This is a genomic window from Vibrio sp. 10N.261.46.E11 (assembly GCF_041472735.1).
Classification (GTDB): Bacteria; Pseudomonadota; Gammaproteobacteria; order Enterobacterales; family Vibrionaceae; genus Vibrio.
This window is the reverse complement of the sequence record NZ_JBFRQW010000016.1, coordinates 1-26,368: the sequence shown is the minus strand read 5'-3', so window position 1 is coordinate 26,368 and position 26,368 is coordinate 1. Positions and strand designations below refer to the sequence as shown.

The 26,368-nt window shown below is 42.3% G+C and carries 9 protein-coding genes and 1 pseudogene; 6 read left to right on the top strand and 4 right to left on the bottom strand.

The window, feature by feature from the left end; genetic code table 11:
* Positions 1-76: 76 nt before the first annotated feature.
* From AB4407_RS05115 to nirB, 3 genes are all read right to left on the bottom strand, one after another.
* Positions 77-1,546 (bottom strand): NarK family nitrate/nitrite MFS transporter, encoded by a 1,470-nt coding sequence (locus AB4407_RS05115; protein WP_102479073.1) that lies wholly within the window; start codon positions 1,544-1,546, stop codon positions 77-79.
* A 143-nt stretch (positions 1,547-1,689) separates the two neighbouring features.
* Positions 1,690-2,034 (bottom strand): nitrite reductase small subunit NirD, encoded by a 345-nt coding sequence (nirD, locus tag AB4407_RS05110; RefSeq protein ID WP_055319440.1) that lies wholly within the window; start codon positions 2,032-2,034, stop codon positions 1,690-1,692.
* A gap of 138 nt (positions 2,035-2,172) precedes the next feature.
* Entirely contained in the window at positions 2,173-4,755 is a 2,583-nt protein-coding gene (gene nirB, locus AB4407_RS05105; RefSeq protein WP_372119302.1) for a nitrite reductase large subunit NirB, read from the bottom strand.
* 473 nt (positions 4,756-5,228) lie between these two features.
* Here nirB and AB4407_RS05100 point away from each other — a divergent pair, with 473 nt between their 5' ends.
* Both AB4407_RS05100 and AB4407_RS05095 read left to right on the top strand, forming a co-directional pair.
* Positions 5,229-7,811, top strand: a complete 2,583-nt coding sequence (locus tag AB4407_RS05100; RefSeq protein ID WP_372119299.1) for a molybdopterin oxidoreductase family protein — start codon at positions 5,229-5,231, stop codon at positions 7,809-7,811.
* A gap of 117 nt (positions 7,812-7,928) precedes the next feature.
* A pseudogene (locus AB4407_RS05095) lies at positions 7,929-8,057 on the top strand (IS3 family transposase); the annotation flags it as partial.
* Positions 8,058-8,232: 175 nt separating this feature from the next.
* On the opposite strand, the gene AB4407_RS05090 reads toward AB4407_RS05095, so the two are convergent.
* Positions 8,233-9,192 (bottom strand): peptidoglycan DD-metalloendopeptidase family protein, encoded by a 960-nt coding sequence (locus AB4407_RS05090; RefSeq protein ID WP_372119297.1) that lies wholly within the window; start codon positions 9,190-9,192, stop codon positions 8,233-8,235.
* A gap of 259 nt (positions 9,193-9,451) precedes the next feature.
* On the opposite strand from AB4407_RS05090, the gene AB4407_RS05085 reads away from it, so the two are divergent.
* From AB4407_RS05085 to AB4407_RS05070, 4 genes are all read left to right on the top strand, one after another.
* A complete protein-coding gene (locus tag AB4407_RS05085) occupies positions 9,452-17,752 on the top strand; it encodes a hypothetical protein (protein ID WP_372119295.1) in 8,301 nt (2,766 codons plus the stop codon).
* An 833-nt stretch (positions 17,753-18,585) separates the two neighbouring features.
* Entirely contained in the window at positions 18,586-20,325 is a 1,740-nt protein-coding gene (locus AB4407_RS05080; protein ID WP_372119292.1) for a hypothetical protein, read from the top strand.
* Between the two features lie 81 nt (positions 20,326-20,406).
* Complete coding sequence (locus AB4407_RS05075) at positions 20,407-21,546, top strand: Tricorn protease domain-containing protein (RefSeq protein WP_372119289.1); 1,140 nt, start codon at positions 20,407-20,409, stop codon at positions 21,544-21,546.
* Positions 21,543-26,327, top strand: a complete 4,785-nt coding sequence (locus AB4407_RS05070; RefSeq protein WP_372119287.1) for an OmpA family protein — start codon at positions 21,543-21,545, stop codon at positions 26,325-26,327. The genes AB4407_RS05075 and AB4407_RS05070 overlap by 4 nt, the downstream gene beginning before the upstream one ends.
* Positions 26,328-26,368 lie beyond the last annotated feature (41 nt).

The window sequence follows — 26,368 nt, the reverse complement described above, 5'->3', positions numbered from 1 at the left end:
CGAAGCACCTAGCGTTGATGTATCCGCTAAGGTGCCTCTCCCGATTCAATAATATCAATGCTTCTTAGTACAGACCCTAGCTTGAAACATTAATCAGCGTGACACTGCCGTCGTCGTTTACTTCAGCGATTTGACCGTTAGGCTCTTCCATGAACAGTAGAGTCACAAAGCCTAGTACCGCTGTTGCAGCAATCACTAAGAAGAATGTTTGGTAGCTCACGAATGACAACACAGTTAGGTAAACTACCGCACCCACGTTACCGTAAGCACCCGTCATACCTGCAATTTGACCTGTCATACGGCGCTTGATTAGAGGAACCGTTGCGAATACTGCACCTTCACCCGCTTGCACGAAGAATGAACACGCCATCGCCGCGACAACCGCTAGCCATACAGGCCATGTGCTGTCTACTTGACCCATTGCAAAGTAACCCACAGCAAGACCAATCGTTAGAATAAGCAGTGTTGGCTTACGACCGAATTTATCTGAAATCCAACCACCACCTGGGCGAGACATTAGGTTCATAAAGGCATAAGCCGATGCAACCATACCTGCAAGAACCGGTGTTAATTCAAAGGTTTCAGAGAAGAACAGTGGCAGCATAGAAACCACAGCCAGTTCAGAACCAAATGTCGCGAAGTACAATACGTTAAGTACCGCTACTTGCTTGAACTTGTACTGGTGAATCTCTGGCACTTCTTCTTTAAATACGTTCTTGTTTACTTTCCAAACTTGCGACACTTCGTACACGTAAAGTGCAGCTAAACCTGCATATACAGAGTAGACGGCCATGTCAGAAAGCATGTTGATGTTGCTTGGTGATAGCTTCCATGTCAGTAGCGCCAGTGCCGCGTACATCGGGATCTTCATAATAAGTAGGAAGAAAAAGTCACCCTTGGATGTCACTTCCATTGCCGTTACTTGAGCTGGCTTGAAGTAAGTTGAACCTTTTGGTGTATCTGACACGTTTTTGTAGAAGATAAACGAGAACGCTAAGCTCATTACGCCAGTAATACCGACCGCATAACGCCAGCCATCTTCGCCGCCAAACGCTAACGCAAGAGTTGGAAGTGTAAACGCTGCTGCTGCAGAGCCGAAGTTACCCCAGCCGCCGTAAATACCTTCTGCCGTACCCAGTTCGTTGTGTGGGAACCACTCAGACACAAGACGAATACCGACAACGAATCCTGCACCAATGAAACCGAGTAGGAAACGAGCGATTGCCGCTTGAATGAAAGAGTCTGCCATAGCAAACATGAAACAAGGGATAGAACAGACAGCGAGAAGTGAAGAGTAGACCAACCTCGGCCCATATCTATCCGTTAACATACCTATCGCGACACGCGCTGGAATGGTCAATGCAACGTTGAGGATCAGGAGTGTTTTAATCTCTTCAGTAGAAAGACCAAGTGTGGTTTTCACCATTTGCAGTAGTGGGGCAAAGTTGAACCACACAACAAAGGTAATGAAAAAGGCCATCCAACTTAGGTGTAAGACCTTCATCTTACCCGTAAATGAAAGCAGCGAAAATTTTGTGTTATCCATGGTTTAAATCCTTTAAATCTGGAAAATTACCCGGTTTTAGCACCTGCGTTACTTCCGAACTTCGAACGCTTTTTATGTGCATAAACCCTGTGCCGAAATTGCGCACGCCGATAAGCGTTTGCATGATGGTGTCGGCGTTTGAGTTAACTGGCGATAGCAAGAGGTGCGAGAACTTGAACTTGTTCTCCTTGCTTGCGAACTTCAAATTTCACGAGCTTGAGCTCAGGCTGTTCAAGACATTCGCCAGTTTCTAAGTGGTAATGCTGCTTGTACAGAGGTGAGGCCACGTAAGGCTCACCGCTTAATGAACCAATTATACCACGTGACATCACATTCGCCTTGCCGATGGGGTCGTAATTAGAGAGCCCATAAAGTGTGTCGCTACGCTTGCAGTAAAAAATAGCCACTTGGTTATCGTCTACTTTGGCGCAAATTCCTCCGTTTGGGGTTAGGTCGCGGGTGCTGCATACGGTTGTCCAATTTTCCATGACTTTCTCCTAGTCTAAACATAAAGCTAATAATCAATTTAATTAGGGTGATAGCCGACAGCAGTTTTCTTTGGCTGCGCGACTGTCGACTATCGATATTGGTTTAGTTGTTACTGATTCACTCACCGTCCATTCGGTTTACGAAACTTCCGTAACTTCGATTTGGTCGGCTTTAGCAAGCTGTTCATCACGTTGTGAATTCGAAGAATCACTCAAGCTCGGCTTAGGAAAGCGTTGCTCTCGCTCTTTGATGAAGGAGAGGCTAGTGTCCATTTCTTCACTGTTGATGTAGTGCTGGAAGCGCTTCATCTTCTCAGGGCTTTCAATGGTGGTTTTCCATTCACACTGGTACTTCTCGATGTTGAGTGCGATGTCCGCTTCGAGTTCTTCAGCAACGTTGAGCTTGTCTTCAATCACGACTTGCTTGAGGTATTCGATGCCACCTTCAAGGTTCTCCATCCATACTGATGTGCGTTGTAGGCGGTCTGCGGTACGTGTGTAGAACATCAAAACGCGGTCGATGTATTTAAGGAGTGTGGTTTCGTCCAAATCAGTGGCGAATAGGTCTGCATGGCGAGGACGCATACCGCCGTTACCACAGATGTAAAGGTTCCAACCTTTGTCTGTTGCGATAACACCAATGTCTTTCGATTGCGCTTCTGCACATTCACGAGTGCAGCCAGAAACCGCAAACTTGATCTTGTGTGGTGAACGCAGGCCTTTGTAGCGGTTCTCTAGTCGAATCGCTAAGCCAACACTGTCGTCGACACCGTATCGACACCAAGTGCTACCCACACACGATTTCACGGTACGAACCGATTTTCCGTAGGCGTGACCCGTTTCGAAACCTGCATCAATCAGCTTTTTCCAGATGATAGGCAGTTCGTTAAGTTGTGCGCCAAACAAGTCGACACGCTGACCACCGGTGATTTTGGTGTACAGGTCGAACTCTTTAGCGACTTCACCAAGTACGATCAATTTATCCGGTGTGATTTCACCGCCAGCAATACGCGGAACCACTGAGTAGGTGCCGTCTTTTTGCATGTTGCCAAGGTAGATGTCGTTGGTGTCTTGCAGTTCGATGTGTTGATCTTCAAGGATGTAATCGTTCCAGTACGAAGCCAGAATCGAACCGACAGCTGGTTTACACACGGTACAGCCTAATCCGTTTCCGTGAGAATCTAACAGCTCATCAAAGGTCTTGATTTTGTTGACGCGGATGATGTCAGTCAGCTCTTGGCGAGAGTAAGCAAAGTGCTCACAGATATCGTTAGAGACTTCAACACCCAAGTTACTCAGTTCGCTATCGAGAACTTGTTTCGCAAGAGCAGAACAGCCGCCACAACCTGTTGAAGCATTGGTGGTTTCTTTCAGTGCAGCCATAGTGGTGCAGCCAGCAGATACCGCGTCTTTAATGTCGCCTTTAGTCACATCAAAACATGAACAAATCACAGCGCTATCAGGCAGAGCTTCAACACCCATTGCAGAGCCTGAATCATCGGCCACATTAGGCAAAATCAACACTGATGGGTTTTCAGGAAGGGGCATATCGTTTTGCTTGATTTGCAGTAGCGAGCCATAAGCTTCTGCATCACCGACCAATACCGCACCGACAATCTTTGTGCCGTCAGCTGAGATGATTAGGCGCTTATATACTTGTTCGATTTCATCGTTATAGGTATACGATTGAGCGCCTTCCGTCTTGCCGTGTGCTTCACCAATACTAGCAACATCGACGCCAAGCAGTTTGAGCTTAGTGCTCATGTCTGCGCCAGTGAATGCAGTGTCGTCAGTACCGCCAGAGACAATATGCGAAGCCGCGATTTTTGCCATCGAATAACCGGGCGCCACTAAGCCGAAGATCTTGTTATCCCAAAGGGCACATTCACCAATGGCGTAGACGTTTTCTATATTGGTTTGACAGTGGTTGTTGATGACAATACCGCCGCGCTCGCCAATTTCGACATCAGAGCTTCTTGCTAACTCATCTTGAGGGCGAATACCCGCAGAGAATACGATCATATCGGTTTCTAAATGGGTGCCATCGGCGAAGTTCATGCGGTAGCGAGCATTTTCGCCATCGACTATTTCAGAGGTCGCTTTCTCGGTATGAACTTGCACACCAAGGTCTTCAATTTTTCTGCGTAATAGGGCACCGCCACCGTCATCTAATTGAACCGCCATCAGGCGAGGCGCAAATTCAACCACATGGGTTTCTAAGCCAAGGTTTTTGACTGCGTTTGCGGCCTCTAAGCCAAGCAGACCACCACCAATCACCACGCCAGACTTGCTACCTTTGCTTGATAGTTCAATTGCGTCTAAGTCTTCAATAGTACGATAAACGTGACAGTGTTCTTGGTCGTTACCGGGAATAGGGGGAACAAAAGGGAAAGAGCCCGTCGCCAAGATTAGCTTGTCGTAACTTTCAACGTGGCCACTTTCAGTGATGACTTGTTGATTGGCAGTGTCTAGCTTGGCAACCTTCTGGTTCAACAAGTAGTTCACGCCGTTACTTTGGTAATACTCTTCACTGGTCAATGACAGGTCATCAGCACTTTTACCATTAAAGTAAGCCGTCAGTTGAACACGGTCGTACGCTAACCTTGGCTCTTCACTAAAAGTAATCACATCAAATTCATCACTGTCTGATTGCAGGATGTTGTCGATAAATTTGTGTCCAACCATGCCGTTACCAACAACGACGATTTTCTTCTTGCTCATAATCCATTCCTTATTCTCGGCGTTATCATCACTAGCATCTAATTTCTAGTAGTTAGTAAATGAATACCGGGTTGAGATTCCACTCAATTCATAATCATCAAGAAAAACAAAAAATGTTTTTTCTAACTCTTGGTTTTTAGTTGAGCAAGGAGGGTGCCAGATTACGGTTTGTTCATTTAAATAAAAATTAATTCATGTTTTTCAATGTCTTAAAAAATGCGAGTGGCACGCAATTACCCCTAAAGTGGTGTGTAAATTTTTTGTTAGATTTATATAAATGAGCATTTGTGGTGCAACTTTCTGCAAGATGGTGCAAAAATTAAGTTTCTATCGTGGTTAATTTCTATTTTGATCATTTCTGATAGGTTTTATTTTATTAAGCTTTTGTTTTTATTGGTAAATATTTCTCGCTTGTTGATTGCTATGAAGTGGCGTGTTATTTGCTTGGTTTGAATTATTACAATTATGGATAATTGAGCGAGAAACGGATGACCGATTCAAACAGCGGCTGGATAAAATCAACCTGTGCTTATTGTGGTGTAGGGTGTGGAATAGAAGCGAGACCGACATCGCTAGGAAAACTAGAAGTACGCGGTGATAAAGATCATCCATCTAATTACGGAAAGCTGTGTACTAAAGGAATTGCCCTCGGTGACACCGTCACGCCTTTAGGCCGTCTTACACAACCTGCTCATATTCAGAATGAGCAAAAACAATCACTGGATTGGAACAGTGCCACGCAGTTAGTCGCAGATAAATTCAATCAAACGATCGAAGAATTTGGGGCCGATTCGGTTGCTTTCTATGTATCTGGTCAGCTGCTTACCGAAGACTATTACGTTGCCAATAAACTGATGAAAGGCTTCATCGGCAGTGGCAATATCGACAGTAACTCTCGCCTTTGCATGGCATCGAGTGTGGTTGGGCATAAACGCGCGTTCGGCGCCGATACCGTTCCTGTCTGTTATGAAGATTTAGAACAAGCAGAAGTCGTCGTTATCACTGGCTCAAACCTCGCTTGGTGTCACCCGGTACTTTTCCAAAGATTAAGAGCCGCGAAACAAGCCAACCCTGCATTGAAAGTTATTGTCATAGATCCGCGTTATACCGACACATGTGAAATTGCAGACATTCACTTGGCATTGGAATCCGGCTCAGATGTGGCGCTGTTCAATGGTTTATTAGGCTACCTCGATGATAACGATAAGCTAGATTCCGACTACATAGAAAATCACACCCAAGGCTTTACTGAATCGATTCGATCTGCAACGCAATATCGTTATACCGAATCGGGCTGGGGCGACAAAAGCGTTCCTGAGCTCACAGGGTTAACAGAGCAGCAGCTAAAACAGTTCTACAGTTTGTTTGCATCGAACGAAAAGGTGCTGACCATTTACTCTCAAGGCGTGAACCAATCGACACAAGGGTGCGACAAGGTAAACGCCATTATTAACTGTCATTTAGCCACTGGGAAAATCGGTAAACCGGGTATGGGGCCATTCTCTGTAACGGGTCAGCCGAACGCGATGGGTGGGCGAGAGGTGGGCGGTTTAGCTAATACTTTAGCGGCGCACTTTGAATTTGGTGATCCGCAATCACACGAAACCGTGAGCGAGTTTTGGCAAACTGATAGCTTAGCCACACATGCGGGTTTAAAAGCGATTGACCTGTTTGATGCCATGAATGAAGGAAAAATCAAAGCGGTATGGATCATGGCAACCAACCCAGTCGTGAGTTTGCCAGATAGCGAAAAGATCAAAACCGCATTAGAGAAGTGCCCATTTGTGGTGGTGTCGGACTGCATTGCTGATACCGAAACCACACGCTTGGCTGATGTTGTTTTGCCCGCACAAGGATGGAGTGAAAAGTCGGGCACTGTAACTAACTCTGAGCGTCGAATTTCACGTCAGCGCCGCGTATTACCAAGCCCTGGGGAAGCCAAACCCGATTGGTGGATATTAAAAGAAGTCGCGCAAAAGATGGGATTCAAAGATCAGTTTGATTACCGCCACGAAGGTGAGATCTTCAAAGAGTATTGCGAGATGACAGCCCTCGGTAATGAAACAGGTAAAGCGCGTGACTTGTGCTTAATCGGGCTTACTCAGTTAGATGAGAAAGGCTATGGTGAACTCACTCCACAGCAATGGCCAGTACTTGAATATCAACCAGAGATCATTGAACAGCGCATGTTCACCGATGGCGAGTTCTTTACTGAATCTGGCAAAGCGCAGTTTATTGCTGTTGAACACGACAAGCCGATTGCCGATACCAGTGTCGAATTTCCACTTATCATGAACACAGGCCGAATCCGAGACCAATGGCACACCATGAGCCGCACGGGCTTAGCCGCAGGTTTAGGTGAACACACACCAGAACCCTTTGTCGCCATGCATCCAGATACGGTTGCTGAGCTTGGTTTAGATGAATTTGGTCTAGATGCCTTCAACCACGCCACTATTAATCCGGTGGTGAAAGTGCGCAGTGCACAAGGGGAGTGCCAAGCCCGCTTAGTGGTAACCAAAGAGATGCGCCGCGAACAAGTTTTCATGCCTATCCACTGGAACGCCCCAACCGCCAAAGACAGCAAGCCGTGCGACCTGATCTTACCTCATACCGATGCAGCCTCTGGTCAGCCAGAATTCAAACACACACCTGTTGTCGTAGAGCCGTGTGGTTATCGCAGTGAAGCCGCATTGGTCAGCGACAAGGTGATGGATTGCAGCGGCTTTGATTATTGGGTACGCCAAAGAGTGGAGGGCGGCTTTCTGTACCGCATCTCATCATCCAAGAACCCAATGGAGTTGGTGATTCAACTTGCTAACACACTCGATGCCTTACCAGAGCCCAACGCAGAGGCGATTAAGTCACTCCATTATCACGGCAACAAATCGCTTAAGAACTATGGCTCTGCCAAGCTAGATCAATTTGGCGTGAAGCAAGCCTTCGTGGTGAACAGTAAGCTAGACCATCACAGCATCGACTGGCTGGTGGAGTGCCTAACCCGAGAAGCCGATGAAGAGTTCGAAGCCGAGTTTTTGAGTTCTTTGGCAAAGTAGCTGACAACCTCTAACCTATTCATACTTATAGTTAAGCGCCGACAATTACGTCGGTGCTTTTATTTGAGAATACAATGTCCGGACCAGCAGTTTGGGGCACTGAGTTAAGTGAGTACAATGACTAACAAGGTCAACAATGACAACAAGAAAAGACGAATCAAACATGCTCCTGAATTCAAAGACGAAGCGCTTAAGTTAGCAGATAAAGTCGGTGTCGCTGCTACACGACAGTTATCGTTATATGAACCATAAAACCTATGGATGACGTAATGCCGTCAAAAAGATGCGAAAATCAGCGACAGAGAAAAAATTCGCAATTGAAAATGCCAAACTTAAACAATCGGTTGTCTTTTTAGAATGTTAAATCGTATCAGGTCGATTCGACTAAACAAGGAAACCAAGTGCTATAACAGGATGAAACCTATGTTGAGGGTTGATTTGATTGGATAAATTGAACAAGTTTTCTTTTTAGTTGTTGATGTTCTGTTTGAGCCATGTATATGAATTGGTTGCTATGGCCTTTCTCTGATTTTATATATTGTTCAAAGTTTACTGGGACTCCTGCAACCGACAGCTCTAAGTGTAAGTGAGGTCCAGTTGTTCTACCTGAATTACCAGTCAAACCGATTATCTGACCTTTTGTTATAAAATCTCCAGTCAAAACATGTCTTTCTGAGAGGTGCAGGTAGCGTGCGTAGTTTCCATCAGTATGCTTTATGGTTAGGTAATTTCCGGCAAAACGGTTATAGCGAGACTTCAAAACAACGCCATCTGACAGTGAACGAATTTTTGTACCAATAGGGGTCGCGTAATCTGTTCCGAAATGTGGTGAAATACGGTTGGTTATTGGGTGTTTTCTGTTTAAATCGAACGGTGAACTCACTCGAAAATACAGAGGAAGAGGAAATACATAGTCATTGTTTAATTTATAGCCATTTTCATTGTAGATATTATCATCAGCCCCTCTCATTGCGAAAAATTCTATATCACTACCTGAATAGTAAAAAGCACTGACATATTCGTGGTTGGTTCCGTTGTTTCGGGTTTTTATTGAGAATTTATCACCGTTATTAACTGATTTGATAATGTCAAAATTGTCTCCTAATAAACTCAATAGTGATTTTAATTCGTTATTCGTCAAACCAGAAGACAGTACAGAACTGATAAAAGTATATTTAACTACACCTGAAACCATTTCAGATGTAGGAGCAGGTGTTATGGTCGGACGGTTTTCGGAACTAGTTACGTTAGGAATTTGTTTTTTATTAATATTTGAATGGCTTATAACTATAAATATCGCGAGAGGGATGATGATAAAAATCATCAGATAGCCGGATTTTAAGGCATTTAGACTTAAATGGTGCTCTCTTTTAAAGTACATAATCTATCAATCAAATTCAGTTAATGGGTCAAAGTTGGGATTAGATCATAATATTTATTCATTTTTTTATCATGTTGTTTTAGTTAATTCCTTCGTAACGACTGGTTAAAGGTGTAGGGTGTTTTTTTTCAACGATAGAAAAACAAACCTTTCACCTTTTTATTTAGCCAAATTGTACTTTATAAGTAGTTATTCTGTCATGTTGAGAAAATTACAGACGATAATATAATCGCGACAAAATATACTCTGCCAGAATACTATGTTCACTAAATATACGCACAAATCAACATTAGGTCTTATTGTTACATCGCTTTTCTTAAGCGCATGTGGTGGTGGGGAAGGTGGTGGTGATAATATCCCGCCAGCAAGGAATACAGGAAGCATCTCGGGTAACGTTTATGATGCCCCTGTAAGTGGTGCAAAGATAGAGGTGTTCGAATACAAGGATGGAAACTTGGGTAGGAAGCTGGCAAGTACAACTTCCGATGCCTTTGGTGACTATAAGGTTGAATTTGAATCTTCATCGATGCCACTTTTCATCGTAGCGAAAGAAGGCAGTTATACTGACCCTCTAACAAAAAATACGGTGTCTTCTAGTAACGGAAAAACACTCCGTTTAGAGGCCATGGTTAACTACAAGGAAGGTGGTGACCAGAGCTTAATGATAACCCCTTTGACGAACATCATATCGGGCTTAACTAAATATAAGATTGGTAAGGGCTCATCTGATTCTGATGCTATATCTGAATCAATTAATAGCATAAATGATATGTATGGTTTCAATGTTAACGAAACCAAACCAATTGACATAACTAAAGGCGGTCAAAGTAGCTTTGCTACATCAGGACATAAATATGGCGCCTTGTTAACAGCTTATTCTTCATTTGCGAACGACCTAATCCAAAAATACGGTGAAACTCAAAGTGATATTTACACTTCGATTCATTTAGCGGATATTCAGTATCGAGATGTGATTGCTGATGGTCTTCTAGATGGGCAGGAAATAAGTGCAGTGTCAGGAGGCGTAACCCCTTTAACCTTTGGTCAGCAAAAAGTTTCTAGTGATATTTACACTAACGATTTAGCTCAGCATGTTCTGATTGTCGTCAATGATCTCAACTTAAATGTTTCAGGCACGGATGCAGGCGAGTATGTTGAGTTTAGTAATAAAGTTAACGAGCTTGGTACTAGCACAGGAACCGAGGGTGTTTTACCTCCTCGTGATGAAACTGCAATTGATACCCAAGCTCCTACAGTGTCTCGAACAGACAGCGGTGTGTTGGCTGGGGTTGATAGACTGGATATAAAGATAAACGATGAAATTGGCGTTCAAGGTGTCTCCGCGTATCTAGAGTACCAATTAAATGGAGAGTGGTCTTATGGAAATAAATGTGATGATAAGACAACTTCGGGTAGTGACTTTTGTTTTATAGAGTTCAACGATTTTCAAGGGGGTCTTCGTGAAACAAGCGTAAAAGTAAGGGTAGATACCAAAGCCATCGACAATGTGGAAATCGATCCTAAAACTGATATTTCAAATGTCACCGCCGCACGTTTGGTTTTTTATACCACTGATGTATTGGGTAATGAGCTAGTTAAAACGCGTAATTCTGGTCATTACGTCGACTTCAAATGGGACAATTATGCGCCGGTAATAGAAGTCACTTCAAGCAGTTCAATAAATAATAATACCAAAGAATATGTACTTAAAGGCATCGTAAAAGAAGGCTCGCAACTGGTTGAATCAGTTACTGTTTCATTTAAAGGTGGCTTGGATGAAGTCGTTGCTTGTGGAGGATATACCTGTGAATTTAGTAAAGAATATTCAACAAGTGAATTCGTAACACGAACAACATTTGAAATTAAAGCGAGTGATAGCAAAGGTAATATTGGTAAGAAACTTCACGAAGTTGCTCGTGATGACCAAGTACCGGCACAAGTGATTAGTTATCCTGAGAATGCCCCAATGAATTACGTGAATGTTGGTGTCGATGGTGAGCGAGTAACAAAAGAAGATATCTATACGCAAGATACTTATACGTCCGAGTCGGTTAACTCGAGTCGTGATTATCTGAAGATCGATTACCTTTACGCTAGTAAAGGGATTTTAAATTCAATTCCCAGTGTTGATTTTAGCAACTTCAATGTGAATTTTTTAAAAGAAAATAAAATTCCATATATTCGCGTAAGGGTATCTGACGGTAATGGAGATATAGGGTTAGGTGCTAGTGCCGAAAAACTTAAGTTAGTTGTAAAATATTACGTTAGCCAAAATAATGACAATAATTACGTGCTTCAAAAGGTGACAGATACCGTAGCTTCTAGCGCTAACATTCCACATGAGAGTATTTCGGATGAAGACGGTCATGTAAATGAAGTGGTCTACTATGTTCCCTTCGTCAAAGAAATATTGGGCGATAATTTTGATTCAACGTCGGAAAACACCAGTCAAAAGTTAGTTATTCAAACTATTGATGAATCTGAAAATGAAAGCGCTGAACAAAGTGTTTATTTTCGAAGCAGTTTCGATTTACCAACGATGACGATCGTTACTCCTTTTATTGGCGCTAATGTTTTGTTAGAGGGATTAAATCCCAAGGGTGAATTTACTTCGTTAGGCAGATGCACCACGATTCAACATATAGAAAGCAATGGAGCAACTAAAGCTCTTGATGTTGCACGATGTGATACGACAACTGATGTCGTGAACTACGATTTTATGCGGGTACGTTTAATCGGTGTTGATGGTAATACACAGCCCTATTACTATAAATGGCAGAAAAATCCAGACTCACAGTCAGAGACAGTTGACTTAAATAGCACAAACTTAGGAGCTTACTTTAAACTTAATGGCTCCAAGACATTTTATATTACTGAACTATCGGCATACCAAACCGGATTGTTTGACTCTCAATGGAATCAAGTTGAGGCTGGAAATAAAACACCTGAGGTTGCTTTCCAAATTTTAGGCGATGTCCAAAATGCTCTAGCTGATGGTAGTCAGTCCTTTTTCGGGTTTGACCCAACTCTTGTATCGTACGCAACGAATGAGATGCTTCAAGGAGCAATTCCAGAAAAATTGTCGAATAATTATATACACAGATTTTTAGTGGAAGCTATTTACGATCTGACTCAAAAGCATAATATGCTTTTGAGTAGCTCTGTTGATTTTGCTTCCGCCATTTACGATGATTTGCAATATGATGGTCTAGCAAATGGCATTGGGAGTGGTGGAAAAAAACTAGTTCTAGACTCCTATGAATTTAGTTCAGATTCTTACCGGCATGATTTAGCACAGTCATATTATGACATTATGACTGTTAAATATGGTGTTGAGGCTAACTTCGCTCAAAGGTACGCCGACCATATATCAATGGCTAACCCTGATTTAAATAATAAATCAGTTATTGAGGGCGAGGGTGAAAGTATTGACAAATCACCGCCTAAACCATCCCTGAATATCGAAAATGGTCGAGAAACATGGGTCGGAAACAAGCATTACGTGGCTGGTGTCGTTGATTCTCGAGTTGTCTTGGAAGACCCGTCTGGCATTGTTGTAAAAGCGGGAAGTCAGCCCTCTTTTTCTACTATGTGGTATGAAAAAAACAAGCCCAATGCGGGAATCCCAATTGATGTGAATATTCAAGAGTCAGGTAGTGGTGATAACTATAAAAAAGAGTATTTATTTACCCTTAATACGGAGTCTTCAGATCTTAAAGGTATGGTTGAATTTGCACTTATAACGAGTGCTATGGATGAACATCAAAATAGCTATGGCTACAATGGGCACGCTCCTCACACAGTAAGATTGTACATTGATAACGAGTTTCCCTTTGCAACGTATATTTCCCCTAGCGATGGGAACGGCCAACCAATCGACGAGAGCGTTTATTTAAACACCAATTATGTCCAAGAACTAACTTTCAAAATTGACGATATTGTTGGTGATAAGCTGAATATGCGTGGCCTTACGTTCTATAACTCGGTAACGGGTGTTACGCATGATTATGAGGCTAGTTCACACTTTTCAAGTAATACAGAGAATGATTTTAAGGTAAAACTGTGCTCTGGGAATAAGTGTAGTACTGAAGGTAAAATTATTAGTCCCGAAGATGGAAACTGGGCGGTCTATGTTAACGCTGAAGACAATTTGTCTAATAGAGTTAATCGGCAGACACCCAATGCACCTAAATTTAACGTTTTGCTAGATTCAAAAGGTCCGGTTGTTAATGGGGCTAAAATGACTAATTATTTAGGCGGGAATTCAAGTTGGGTTCCAGATATAACATGGAGCTTAAGCCCTGGTCGTTCGGTGGAAGTGGATATGAAACGAGAATCAGGAAGACGCTTCACTTTACAACATTACGAAACAGAACCTGCGGCGAGTGCTGAACCATATTTATTAGGTATACAACCTAACGTAGAAGTTAGATTGGTGGCAGATGCATTCAAATATAATGAGAAAAACGTATTCTACGTAACCGCAACAGACAGCTCTTATCCATCGGGCACAAATAGCGGTGAATTCGAGTTTCAAGTTGACAACAAGGGGCCCGTAATCGAATTAGCTGAACCATGGATGGTAGATAACAACTCTGGTGAAAGTTATGTTCTTGGTTCCCACTTTACTGTGAAGCTCAACTCTATATCTGATGATTCCGACGTATCTAAGGTTGAGCTCTGGCAGCAAGGTCAAGGTGCCGCTATACGTTCAATAGTCCCTAAAAATCCAACGCAACCGTTTGACATTGAAATTGCAGAAAATCTAAGTAGGAACATTGTTATTGGCGACGATAACAAGGCGAATTTGTATCTTAAAGCTGTAGACGAATATGGGTTCGAATCTGAAACGGAAATGAAAGCTATTTTGTTGGATCGTGAAGGGCCATCGCTAAAACTTAATGCATTTGATCCTGACCGCTATTATGTTGGGGGCTATATATTCAATCTATCTGCACAAGATTTAAATGGTAGAGGAACAGCTTCAACTGACGGTGTTAATAAAGCAACATTAGAGTATTGGACCTTCAAAGAGAACGCCTCTGATGCAAGCACCTCGGTCGGTGAAGATATGAAGGTTCCTTTAGGTGGCCAAAATGATGGCGTCAGCGCCGTTCGCACAATAAGACTAGCTGGCTCGGATGTTAGGGGGAATACGACAAGCGTCGATTATGCGGTTAAAGTTCAGAATTCTGAACCAACAATTCATTCGGTAACCTTTACATATGAAGATGGGACACCAATTTCCTCTGGTGGAGGGAACCAAATTACTCGTAATGATCCAGTCATTATCACTATTGATGCTGAAGATCAAAGCGGGATACCTTTGGTGGAGGGTACTTACCAATATGGTGAGCAATCCAACAAAATTTCATTTTCTCAGAAAGGCGGACTCTGGCAAGCTCGATTAACATCAGCTGAGCTATCACATGATGGTAGTTATGAGCTGAGGTTCAAAGTGTATAACAACGTACGTTATAACTCTGGCCAAGAAAGGCCCGTCACCGAAAGGTCAGAAAGTATCAATGTGCAACGTCAAGGTGTTGTGCTTTCAATCGCTAAGCCAAATGATTTTCAAAGTCATATTGCGGGGGATACCTTAAATGTTGAATTCGCACCTGTAGGGAATGTGAAAGCAAAAACACTAGAATGTTGGGTTAGAGAAAATTACACCTCAGACGGGGAGCCTAATGATGGTTCAAGCAACGCTTATTCAGGAGTCATTACTAATCCACAAGAGAGCTATAAATGTGGTGTAAAAACGAATGTGAATATGTCGGTTTCTCCCGTTGTTTTGATAGCTAAAACAGTCGGAACAAATGGCACTGAAACCCTAAGTAAATTCAGCTTTAATATGATGGATATCGAAGCGCCTTTGGTTGAACAAAACTCATATCAATTTACTGGTAATGATGTTGGTTTGAACGCTAAAGGTCAGAAAATGCTGAGTTTGACTTTGAGCTTTAAAGACAACCTTTCAGGTGTAAATATCAGTGATGGTAAAAAGCCTATATTGGTGAGAAATCGTTTAAATATGCCTTTTGAACCAAAGAGCTGTAACATTGCGTCGGGCGTAACGACATGTACGTATACAGAGTTGTATTCTGATATTCTTCCTTCGGGGGCTTTACGACATTTATACACCATTAAGAATTTATCTGACTCTGCTGGAAATTTAGGTTCGGACCATGCTTTAGAATTATTGCTTCCAGCCCAAGGTGATTTGGATGTCATAATTAGCAGTCCTACTGCAGATTCTATTATTCGAGGTGAGACGCTTGAAATGAACTTTAAGGTCAAGGTTAGGCAAAATTCTGTTCTTGAAAATGTCGTCGCGAACTTGTACGGTACTGCGTACAATTTAAATGATCACCCGGAAAAATTTTATCCTTTTACAACGTGTGCCAATGGTTATTTTTGCTCCACATTTATTGCTCCATTAGATAATAAGCTTGATGGGCAGATCATCAAGCCACGAATTCAAGTCATTGACGTGTGGGGTGAGTCAAAAAGTGATGAAGTCAGTGTAATGGTAGATAATAGTAAGCCAAATATTGATGGATCTGTAACTCTTAGCCAATCTCTTGATAATGCGAACATGATTAGATTTCAATTTTCTGCTTGGGATGATGGCAGTGGTTTGGCAAGCGTTAAGTATACAGTGATTAATCCTAAGCATGTTTTCGATAAAGATGACGTTGGCGACAGCTCACACCTCTATTTTGAGCTTCCAAAAACTGACTTACAAGGAGTAAGCTCAATTCGAGTCAATGTCGAAGCAACGGATAATGTTGGTTGGGCTCAAAACAAGATAATCGATATAGATATAAGTACCCCAACCATTGGAGTGGCTTTTGATGGAATATCAAGCTTGCAAGGAGGCAAGCTTGTTTTTACCAATGATAGCCAGGTATTCAACATTACGTCTAATGAGGGGGCGAACGTAAAGGCTTCGCACTATTCTATCGATTTGATTCCTAATTCAGGTAGCATGATTAGCTTTACTGGAAAAATCGTGTCTGCTAAAGGCTCAGACACTATGACTTTTGGCGTTGATGACCAATTACCGTATAAGTACAAAGTAACGGTGACTGACTCTATAGGGCGGACCATCACTGATTTTGACATGTTCAATCGAAGTTACAATGCTCAGGGTATTGAATCGATTGTTGACTACCAAGCTCCAGTTATCGCGAGTATAACTGGTCGTCAGGATTCGATGACCCCAGTGAACGGTCGATATTACTTGAATGTGAGCACACATATTACTGATAAAAACCTAAGCAGTGTTACTTCAACTGCAGACAATGGTGCGGGTACCCTTGTTAATCCTCAGTCGATAACAAAACCTACCAATGACGGTGACCCATACTTGATCCGTTATCTGCTATCATCGGGCGACTATTCGATAAAAGTCACAGCAGTGGATTTAGTTAATCACAAAGTTGAGAAATTAATAGATCAAAAAGTAGAAGCCGCAAGTATTCCAGCACTTACCATATCGACAACCTCGTCAATGCCTTTGGCTGGTGGAGTTGAAATTCCGCTGTCGTTTACCTTCACCGAGGAGGTTAACAACTTTGAATTTGTGGATTTGAAAGTGAACGCCAGTGATGGCAACGATACTGGGATTTTGAAGCAGGCTTCTTGGCGAACAACAGACAATATAACTTGGACTGTCGATTACATAACCCCAAGGAAACAAGACAAAACCATCACGATACGGGTCGATGATGATAGCTATCAAAGCGTAAATACTATCCCCGGCACAGGGGATAGTTTGGTTTTGGGGGTTGAGGGTGTGTTACCAACCCTGTCTAGCGTGAAATTTGCGCCAATGCACCAGGAAATAGGCAAAGATGTAAAAGTAACCCTTGAATTTGATAAAAAATTACAAGAAGTAACGGCCATGCTTGGTGGTAATCAAATCAACTCACTAACTGCCACGGCTGATAATAAAGTTTGGCAGGGTAACGTTCAAGTGCCTGATACCAATGAATTAACTGTGGCTCTGATTGTAGACCAGTACAAAGATCTCGTGGGTAATGTGGGCACGCAAGACAGCACACATTCGCTGCCTGTCACGCCAACGCTGGTTATCACGCCAGTGGGCAGCGTGGACGGCAGTAATGCCACTAACTTGGTGTTTTCAGGTACATCGACGCGTTTTGATGGCCAAGGGCTTAGCCTAGAAGTGAAAGCGCAGGGCAGTGATGCGGTGCTAAAAAGTGGCTCTGCGACTGTCGCCAACGGCGGGGCTTGGAGCAGCAGTACCGTTGACATCAGCGATCAACCGAACGGCAGCTACACCGTCATTGTGTCGGGCACCAACGCTTCAGGCGTGCAAGTCACCGAAAGCGCAAGCTTTACGCTTGCGCAAGCAATGCCGACGTTAACGAGCGCGACGTTTAACCCCACGCACCAAGCGATAGGAGCTGAAGAAGCTGTGATTGAATCGGTTTTTACTCTGAATAAGGGCGTGAGATCCACGGCGGTTATTAAACCAAACCTATTTCATCAAACTTTTGAGTTAGGCAGTAATAAAAAATTCGTAGCATAGCGCCAATCGTTATGCAAGAAATGAGAAAAAGGTCTGCCTGTTGAGCAGACCTTTTTATACACATATCTCAGGCTATAAATATTTAAGTGTACGATATCCCTATCGCCTCTAATTTCTCCACAAATATCGATATAATGTTCAGTATGAATGTTGTTTTTAATTAATGTCTATTTTTGTTGAAATATTTCCTTTCAAATTAATTCATTATTTAGGTGAAATTTAACTAAGATAATTATTATAACTAGTAATGTAATCAAAATGCTGAGTTTATCGATATTTTTCATAGTGTTTTTTGATGTGAGTCCCATGAAAGTACCATCTTGATAATAGATGGGGACTCTATATAGTAGCCACATCACACTTTGTAATTAGTGTGGTGTTCTGCTTTGGGTAATTATTTTACCCCCTATTTTTAGCTAAATTGTTTATTAAAACATGTTGTCTATTAGCTGTGTTTGTGTGGGGATTTATTCCCACTTTTTTTACTCTTTTACTATCGATACATAATGCTTTATACAAGCTTTCTAACTCGAAGATATGTCGCCACTATGTACGTGTTTCCGGTTTTGTCGGAATTGACTTTAACGTGTACAACGAATGTTACGTGATGTTTATGCGTAATTGCCTTCTCCGTTAGTCTGTTAGTTAAATTGACTATTTCCCCTGTTTAATTAACTGTTTTGCTAGTGTTTTAGCTTGGGGTGTCATCATTTCTAATCTATTGAAATTTATAACCATTACGCGTAGAATTTATTTAACCAAATCGTTTTTTAAGCCTTATCAGCTTAGTTATCACCGCAACTATATATACCTGTAGGTTGTGGAGAATCCAAATGCACTTAGTTTGCAAATTTATATCTAGTTCGTCTCTCAGTACGAACGATCTTCAATATGTCCTAACTCCGGATGAGTGTATTGGGCTATTTTCGCGTGTGCGTACCCCTAAAGACATCTTGGCTCAGTTACCAAGCACTCTGGTTCAGCAGATTACTGCGTCGGCTAAAAAAAATGTCCACAGCCTGCTTAATGCTATTCGAGTAGAACTTGCAAAAGCGAACTGGGTTTGTCTTTCACCCAATGTGAGACGCAGTCCATTAACGAGTAAGCAGCTAGCAAACTTCCCTAAACTGAAGATACATGTTGATAGGGTGAGTAATAGCAGTTCAGAGCGTGTTCACAAAGCCAACTACAAGCAAGTTGTCGATGATGTACCTTTGGCACGTCACTATAGCTTCTCGCCGGTTGAACCTTCCCCAGAACATAAAATTGTGGTCGAGTTTGCGGGCCAGTGGTCAAGCAATGCGGCATGTTTGATGTTGGGTAAAACTGAGGCTCAAAAAGAAAAAGTCACCGTAGGCAAGGCCGATACCGGGAACAAACACCGCAGTCTCGCGACATTTAAAGATCTCGAAGTCGAGGGTAAAACGCTCTATATCAGAGTTCCTTGTAAAGACCGACCGCAACCGATTTTATTGAAATTGATTGAAGATCTCCAACCCGTCGATAAAGAAACTCAAATGGACGAGTGGGATAATATATTAGTGCCTGTTGTTCCACTTCATTTCCCTACTGGTGACCATTCTGATGAGGCGACCAAAATGCTCGGCTCAGGATTTGTATATGTTGTTTGGAACAATGAAATATGGCGTGAATTAGTCGTTGAAAAAAATGGTTATTTTTCAGATACCGATATTGATGTTGCTTCCAGCGATTCTAGACCGAGAAGGCATGCCGATATACATATAGAGGACTCTGATACAGGGGGTATATATGCTTATGAACCCTTTAAAGTATTACAAAACGGTGAGAACGTAAGTGAAGGTGTGTTGAATGGCTCAGGCGAGGCTCGCATATTCAATCTAGTTGAAGAAGAAATTGAAATCGTTTTGACTGAGTGTGATCCTCCAATATCGATGAAAGTTGAAACTTTCGTTAGTCCAGTCGACGGTACTACTGGAGAAAGGGAAGCAAAAGGTCACTCATTGCCTCATATCTGGGTGCCGTACAAAGTTCAAGGTGAACCCCAAGATGTGTATATGTTTTACAGTTCGAATCAGCTAAGTCACAGCCAGTTATCTCAGCTAGCGTCGGATCCTGACGCTCAAGCGACAAAATTGGTAGACCTTGAGATATACAGTAGTGAACAGAGCTTTAAAACTGGTGAGGGGGTCACTCGATTGTTGTCTGTTTTGCCAAACGCTGCGAGCGACAATCAGGGTGAATACGCGGTACTTCAAAGTCAACTAAACCAAAATGTGGCTGCTGTTTATTTAAACAAGCCTGTAGAGCTTGTTTTTGAGTATCCAGGCTATGCAACTTTGGACGAGTCAGACGATTATTTCGAACTCAAGCAGTGCGACGGTGATTGGTTGCAACGTGTATCGCTTCGTCAGTGTGCAAAAAATGACAAAGGCGCTAGGTTAATTAGCTTTTCTGGCTGGCCGGTTGAAGTTGAAGAGGTCGATCTAGTACGTGGCTATTTGGGGAACAGCAGGCAAAACCGTGATAACCAAACCGTTATAATTCACCAGACACCAATTGCCGACTTATTGGCTTATAAGTCGGGCGAGTAGCGGTCAATGCCAATACATCAAGAATGTTATGTATTTGCTTAACCTAAATGCAAATACGCCTAATAATAAAGAGAATAACGAATGAAACTACGTCATAGCTTAAGCCTGATTGCGTTGTTGGTATTGTCAGGATGCAACAACGAATCAGTAGAATCAACAGTACCTGAGCAGCAACAGGCGGTGAAGCCTCAGACCGTTGAAGATGATCCTGTTGCGGCAAAAAATGCACAGCAGTGGGAAGATGGTCGTGTGTACATTACAGAAAATAATTACATTATTTATGATACAGAAACGGGCAAACCTAAGCACTATATCGTAAAAGCCAAAGAATGGCCGCGAGAAGATCTTAACAACCCAGACTCATACGATTTACCAAGAGTCGTGTTTTATTGGGATAATGGTACATACAGTACCGACGACCTGTATGAAGAACGTCCTAAGGTGTGGAGTATCAAAACCGATGGGACAGACCTACGTCTGGTTGCTGACGAGTTTAATGGAAGAGGGCGTTTAGTACGCATATCACCAGACAATAGGTATTTGGCTCTAGCATACTCCACCAATGAAGGCATGATTAAGGTTATTAAAGATCTTAAAACGGGTGAGTATATTGAGCTAGGTCGTTCTCGCGGTTACCCCGAATTCCTTTGGGCGGAAGACAGCAGTTATCTATATTACACAGATAAATTTAAAGATTGGAAGTACACCTTAGCGACAGGTGGTAAGAAGCTAGTAGAAACCGACTTTAACGAGTTTTCCGTGATTCGAGGTGGTAAAAGGTATGTTCTAAATGACTTTGGTGTCGCTGTTTATGATGAGGCTAAAAATGCATTTCTGTTTAGTACTGGAATTAATCCAGATGAAGACAATTTGAATAATTATGCTTTTAATAAACGGAGTATTAGTCCTGACGGTAAGTATGCATGGGGTGAAAGTCGCAAGTTTCGTTATTTAATTGATATCGAGCGACGTACATATCAAAAAGAAAAAATTGTTCCAAGAGCGATAGGCGATCTTCGCTATTTTGAAGTTTTGGGTAAAGACGCGACCTACACTCGAGATGGAGCTGCTAGAGTAATCTTGAGTAAGTTGACCGAAAATAACCAGTTTGGCGAATATGTAAAATGGGAACAATTGGGTACAGGTCAACTTGCGCAGGGGTCTTCTCTTTACAACGCTTTTTCTAATAATGGCGATTTTGTTAAAGGGGATGAGCTATGAGTGTCTCTGATACATGTAAAGTGATTCCACTACATACGAATTACTATTTATTCGGCGTTTATTATGAGGGGAAATTAAATTCTAATACTCAAAAAATAGATTTTCCATCTTGGCACTCAGCCCCGAGTTTGGTAGAGAAAGAAATCACCAACATTCGCCCGTTAGCGAAAGTACCGATGCTTAACGTAACCGATAGCGAAAACCCTAAGCTATGGGCAACCGATCACAATTTTAAGTTGTGCACATTAGGTAACGGCGAGCGCGATAAATATGGAGCGTTTGAAGTTCTGACACCTGAACACCCTATCCACTCACTTGGTTGTGATTTACCAAAAGGAGGGGAACAGACTTTTACTTTCCGTTTTCCGCCACTGCCCTTAATTGCTTCACTTGCTGAGTTAGAGCCCAAAGCGTTAGCTGCAAAAATCGCTGAACTGAGTGGCAATCTGGAGAATAAAGAAAATAAAGAGGACGAGGAAACTCAGCTAACATTGACTGAAATAAGTCTTGAACAGTTGGCTAAACCTTATGAACCAGCTGAAAATGGGCAACTTACCGAGGAACAAGCACAATACAACAAGTGGTATGAGGAAGTTTGTGAGCTTAAGCAACCGTTGAAAGGCTTCGTTTTACCAATTGTAGCGAGTTGCGCAGTAGTATTTTCAGACAAGGACTATGCAGGTGCGACAGTTAGCTTGTTGAAGTTCGAACTAGATAAAAAAGATGAAGCACAAGTAAGAGTTGGAGAATATAAGTCTATTACAAAGCAAGCTGTTCAAGCCGAACTGCCAGCAAACACTGATTGTGAGGATGAAAAGCAATATCCATGCGCATTGTTCCATATGAACCCAACTGAGTTCAAAGAGGGTCTGTATAGCATTCGTGTTGAGTTTATACCCAGTAAAATGCCAAATCGTATTCCTAAGTTCATTAAAGAAGCTCATATCGATCAATATGCTGATGGTTTAGATACTGCTTACACATACGAATTACGCGAACATATCTCATTTTCTTCTAGCACGCCGTTAGGTAAACTCGCCATTGTCAGTGGCGATATGATTTCCCTAGAAGAATCTTTGATTTATCAATACCCGCAGTATTTCAGCAACATGAAGCACTATCTTCATGGTAATGCACAAGGAGCAGCAGCCAATACACCTGCATCTCGAAGCTTGACGTTACTTAAGAATATCCGAGATGTGTCTGCACAATTAGGTGCAGGGCTGATGAGTGGTAGCCTGCAAGACACCCTCGATAGTGATGGCAGGCAAGCGGTGTTTAATAATGTCTCGAAACTCTATTGGGATGCCGTGAAAACAGATATGCCACCGGCGATGAAAGCCGCTGGAGAACTTTACTATGGTATTTATAGCACTAAAGCTGCCTTGGATACACTGCGTGAATTACATTCTCCTCAAACGGTAAGTTTAGGGTGGAATGCATGGCTCCATGCAAAAGTGCTTAATACTCCGGAGCTACGAGCGAATGCATTTTCCACGGCAATGGATGCCGCCATGGGTAATCGAAAAGTGGTGGCAGGGCGAGTCGCTGAAGCGTGGCTTACTGGGGGAGCATCGATTGGGGTTAATGCGTTTGGTACCGTGACCAGTGGCATCGACTTGGTTAAAAAAGCGAAGGCGGTAATAAAACAGGGCAAAAAAGCAAAAACGGCAGACAAGGCGACTGGTGAGGTCGCTGATGATTACTTAAAACATATCCCTGTTTGGAAAACCAGAAACACCGCCCAAGAGGAAAAGATTGATCAGGCTCTAGAAAAAGCGCGCGAGAAGTCTAAAGAACAAATCACAGCCTACATGGTGAATGATTCTCGCGGTGCAGGTATTGGAATTAAGTTCGAATTTAATTCTAAAGAAACTGAACTAAAAGAAAACGAAGCTGTGTTTATGGAGCTAGGTTCCGCACTTGCGGAGGTGCTAGAAGCGGAATCAAATTTAAGGGTGGACGTTGAAGGGCATGCATGCCAAGTCGATACCGCTGAAAAAAACATGCAGGTGGCGGCAGATAGAGCGGAAAATGCGAAAGCTCTGCTCTTAAAGGTATCTTCTGTTTTTAAAGACCGAATTTCAGTTGAGGCGTTTGGGGAAAGTCGACCTATCTATGTACCTGTGGAAGGCGAAAAAATTGACCGTAATAATCCAAACTTAAAACAGAACCGACGAGTCGTCATACGTATATATATGCAATCTTTCGATGTGTATTTTCATCCTAGCCGTTATGGCTCACAAGCGATGGAGCGCTCACGTTTAGCTCTTGAAATCGCAATGAATACAGAAGACAAACTTGAAGCCGAATTACGGATGGCGGTATTCGATAGTTTGGTTGATGTTGCTTCTTATGTGCCTGTTGTTGCTCCGGTTGCTCGCGGGGTAATTGTCGCTAAAGAAGGAAAAAAAGCTGCCATTTCAGCTGTCAAAATGATCGACCATGCGCTACTGGACTCCTTGTTGAATGAGCTGAATGAAAAGCATAATGTGAAGCGAGAATTGGAACGATTATCCAATATTCATATTGAGTTACTTAAAGAACTACGTAAAAGTAATATTGCTTTAGAAAGGAAGGAAATCAATTCCTACAAAGAGCTTGTTGCTCACTTCGAGAGTGAAGAATCTAGAAAGGAATTGCTAAAGCGCTACCAGCTTAGAGCTTTGGCAATCAATGGTTTGGTTTTACTACTCGCCGATCTTGGTGTTAAAGCGCATGCTGATTCATTGGTGTCATTTGAGTCTTTGGTGAAGCGTTATAAAGTAAAAGACTATATTGAGCGTTACATTCTAGGAGATGATTGGTCAGTTCATACGATTAAAGGAAATACTATGGCTGCCAATTGGAAGAACCAGTGTGAAAATCAATTTTATGACGCGTTGGCTGAAAAAATGCCTGCGGCTTCACAATATTGGCCGGCACCAATCTCTGAGAACAGCAGGATGAATGCTTACTCTTGGTATCAAGTTGGAGATAAAAATAAAGCTTCAGGGGCTTTTAATCGAGTTTTTCCTGTTCAAACGATGCTTTTTGAACACCCAGAAGAAAGCATGTTTGAAAACTTTACTCAGGCATTCAACCCACAAGACAGTGAACTAAAAAAAGAGGCGATAGGGTTCTGTCGAATCTTAGTCAAATCGGCGCGCTTTCAAGAATCAGATAAGCCCGATTGGCTACCTTATGATAATTGGATCAAACAATCCGATAATGGTCATATAGGGCCGTACGATAAAGTTAAAGTTCAAATAGTGCTCACCAAAGAGCATAAGTATGCTCAGGAAGTGACCATAGGTTACAACCGAGTAGACGGTCTTGAAAACATAAATGGTCCCGCTTTCAGAGATTGGATGTTACCTAAAAAGGCCGCTGATTTTGAAGTTGATCCAAATGGTGAAATTGCTAAGTTTTATAAACAACAAGGTGTCAATGAAGACTCAACATTGATTGCAATCGACCATTGCCCATCCTATCGGTTCGGGAGTGCGATGATTGATGGTATGAAGCCTATGACATCAAAATCTAAGCTACTGTTTGCCGACGCGATTTTTAGTCTTGCTGCTGCTGGAAGTGCAAAAGCTGGGAACCCAAGTGATTATTTTTCTGAAACCGATTCATTTAAGCGCTATGTAAAGGGCGGCGGCTTTCAAAACATGCGTTACAGTCTATCGATTAGAAAAAAGAAAGGGGATGTCAATTTCTACCTGCCTGCGGATTACACACAAGGTAAAGACTTTGACGACTTGCCAGATGAGTTAAAAGTTGGAGTATTGAGTACCGAAACAAAGTTAGTGCTACTTGATACTTATCTCGGTGAGAAGGCGCTACTTTTGCGTGAGAAAGATCTTATGGTCGAGAGCTTTACCTTAATGAATGCTAAGAGTAAGAAGAACTCCATTCCAGTCATCAAAGGCATAAAGCAACAAGTCGTCGCTATCGAAACCCAGTCATCAGGTCTAAATTTCTTCCAAAGTAAGGAATGGTTGAATTCTGCTCGTAATATTCGACGCGACGGGTTTTCATGGGGTAATAAAGGACAAGAAGACCCAGCGAGCATTTATGTTTTGCTATTGGGTGATACCCATAATAAAGAAGCGTACGAATCGACACGAATGAACTGGGGTTCAGTGAATATGTCTATTCAGCTTGGACTAGAAGGTAATAAAGGTAAGTTGGTTAAGGGCCCTAGGTATTTTTCAGACATGTACCATATTGGTGAGTTTTCTTGTGATAATGGTTCTTGGGAGTTGAAGAAATCATCGTCAGAAAAAAATCGCAGTGAGATCAATGCGATGAAAACCTTTATTGATCAAGCTGTGGCTAGCCTAGAGAAAAAGAATGATTTGCAAAAAAGCAAAGACTATACCGTTTATTGCATGAAATTTGATTTAGGTTATGTTGCACCAACGGGTGCACAACTTAAAGGTTTAAGACCGTTTGGAGGAGTCATAGGAGGCAAAGCAAACCTTGAACTATCTGTTACTCACTTAAACCAAGTTGAAGTGGATGGCACACATGATTATGACAAAGGGAGAGATGCTGTTGTGTCATTGCCATCTTTAAGCTCAGATAAAGCTCTTGCCGGTAATTTCTTTAGTGGTATGCCATGGCTTATCTTTAAAGAGCCAACAAAAAACGGTGTGGATAAGTCAGCGTCAGAAACGTGGAAACAGTACGACGACACAAAACGAAAAAAATGGCTGAAACACTGGATAGAGAAACAACCAGCAGTCACCCAAGCACCTAAGCCTTTAGAAAAGTCATTAGATAACCCAATCTAGAAATAAAAAACCGCCTTCGGGCTAATGCCGTTCACTTAAGA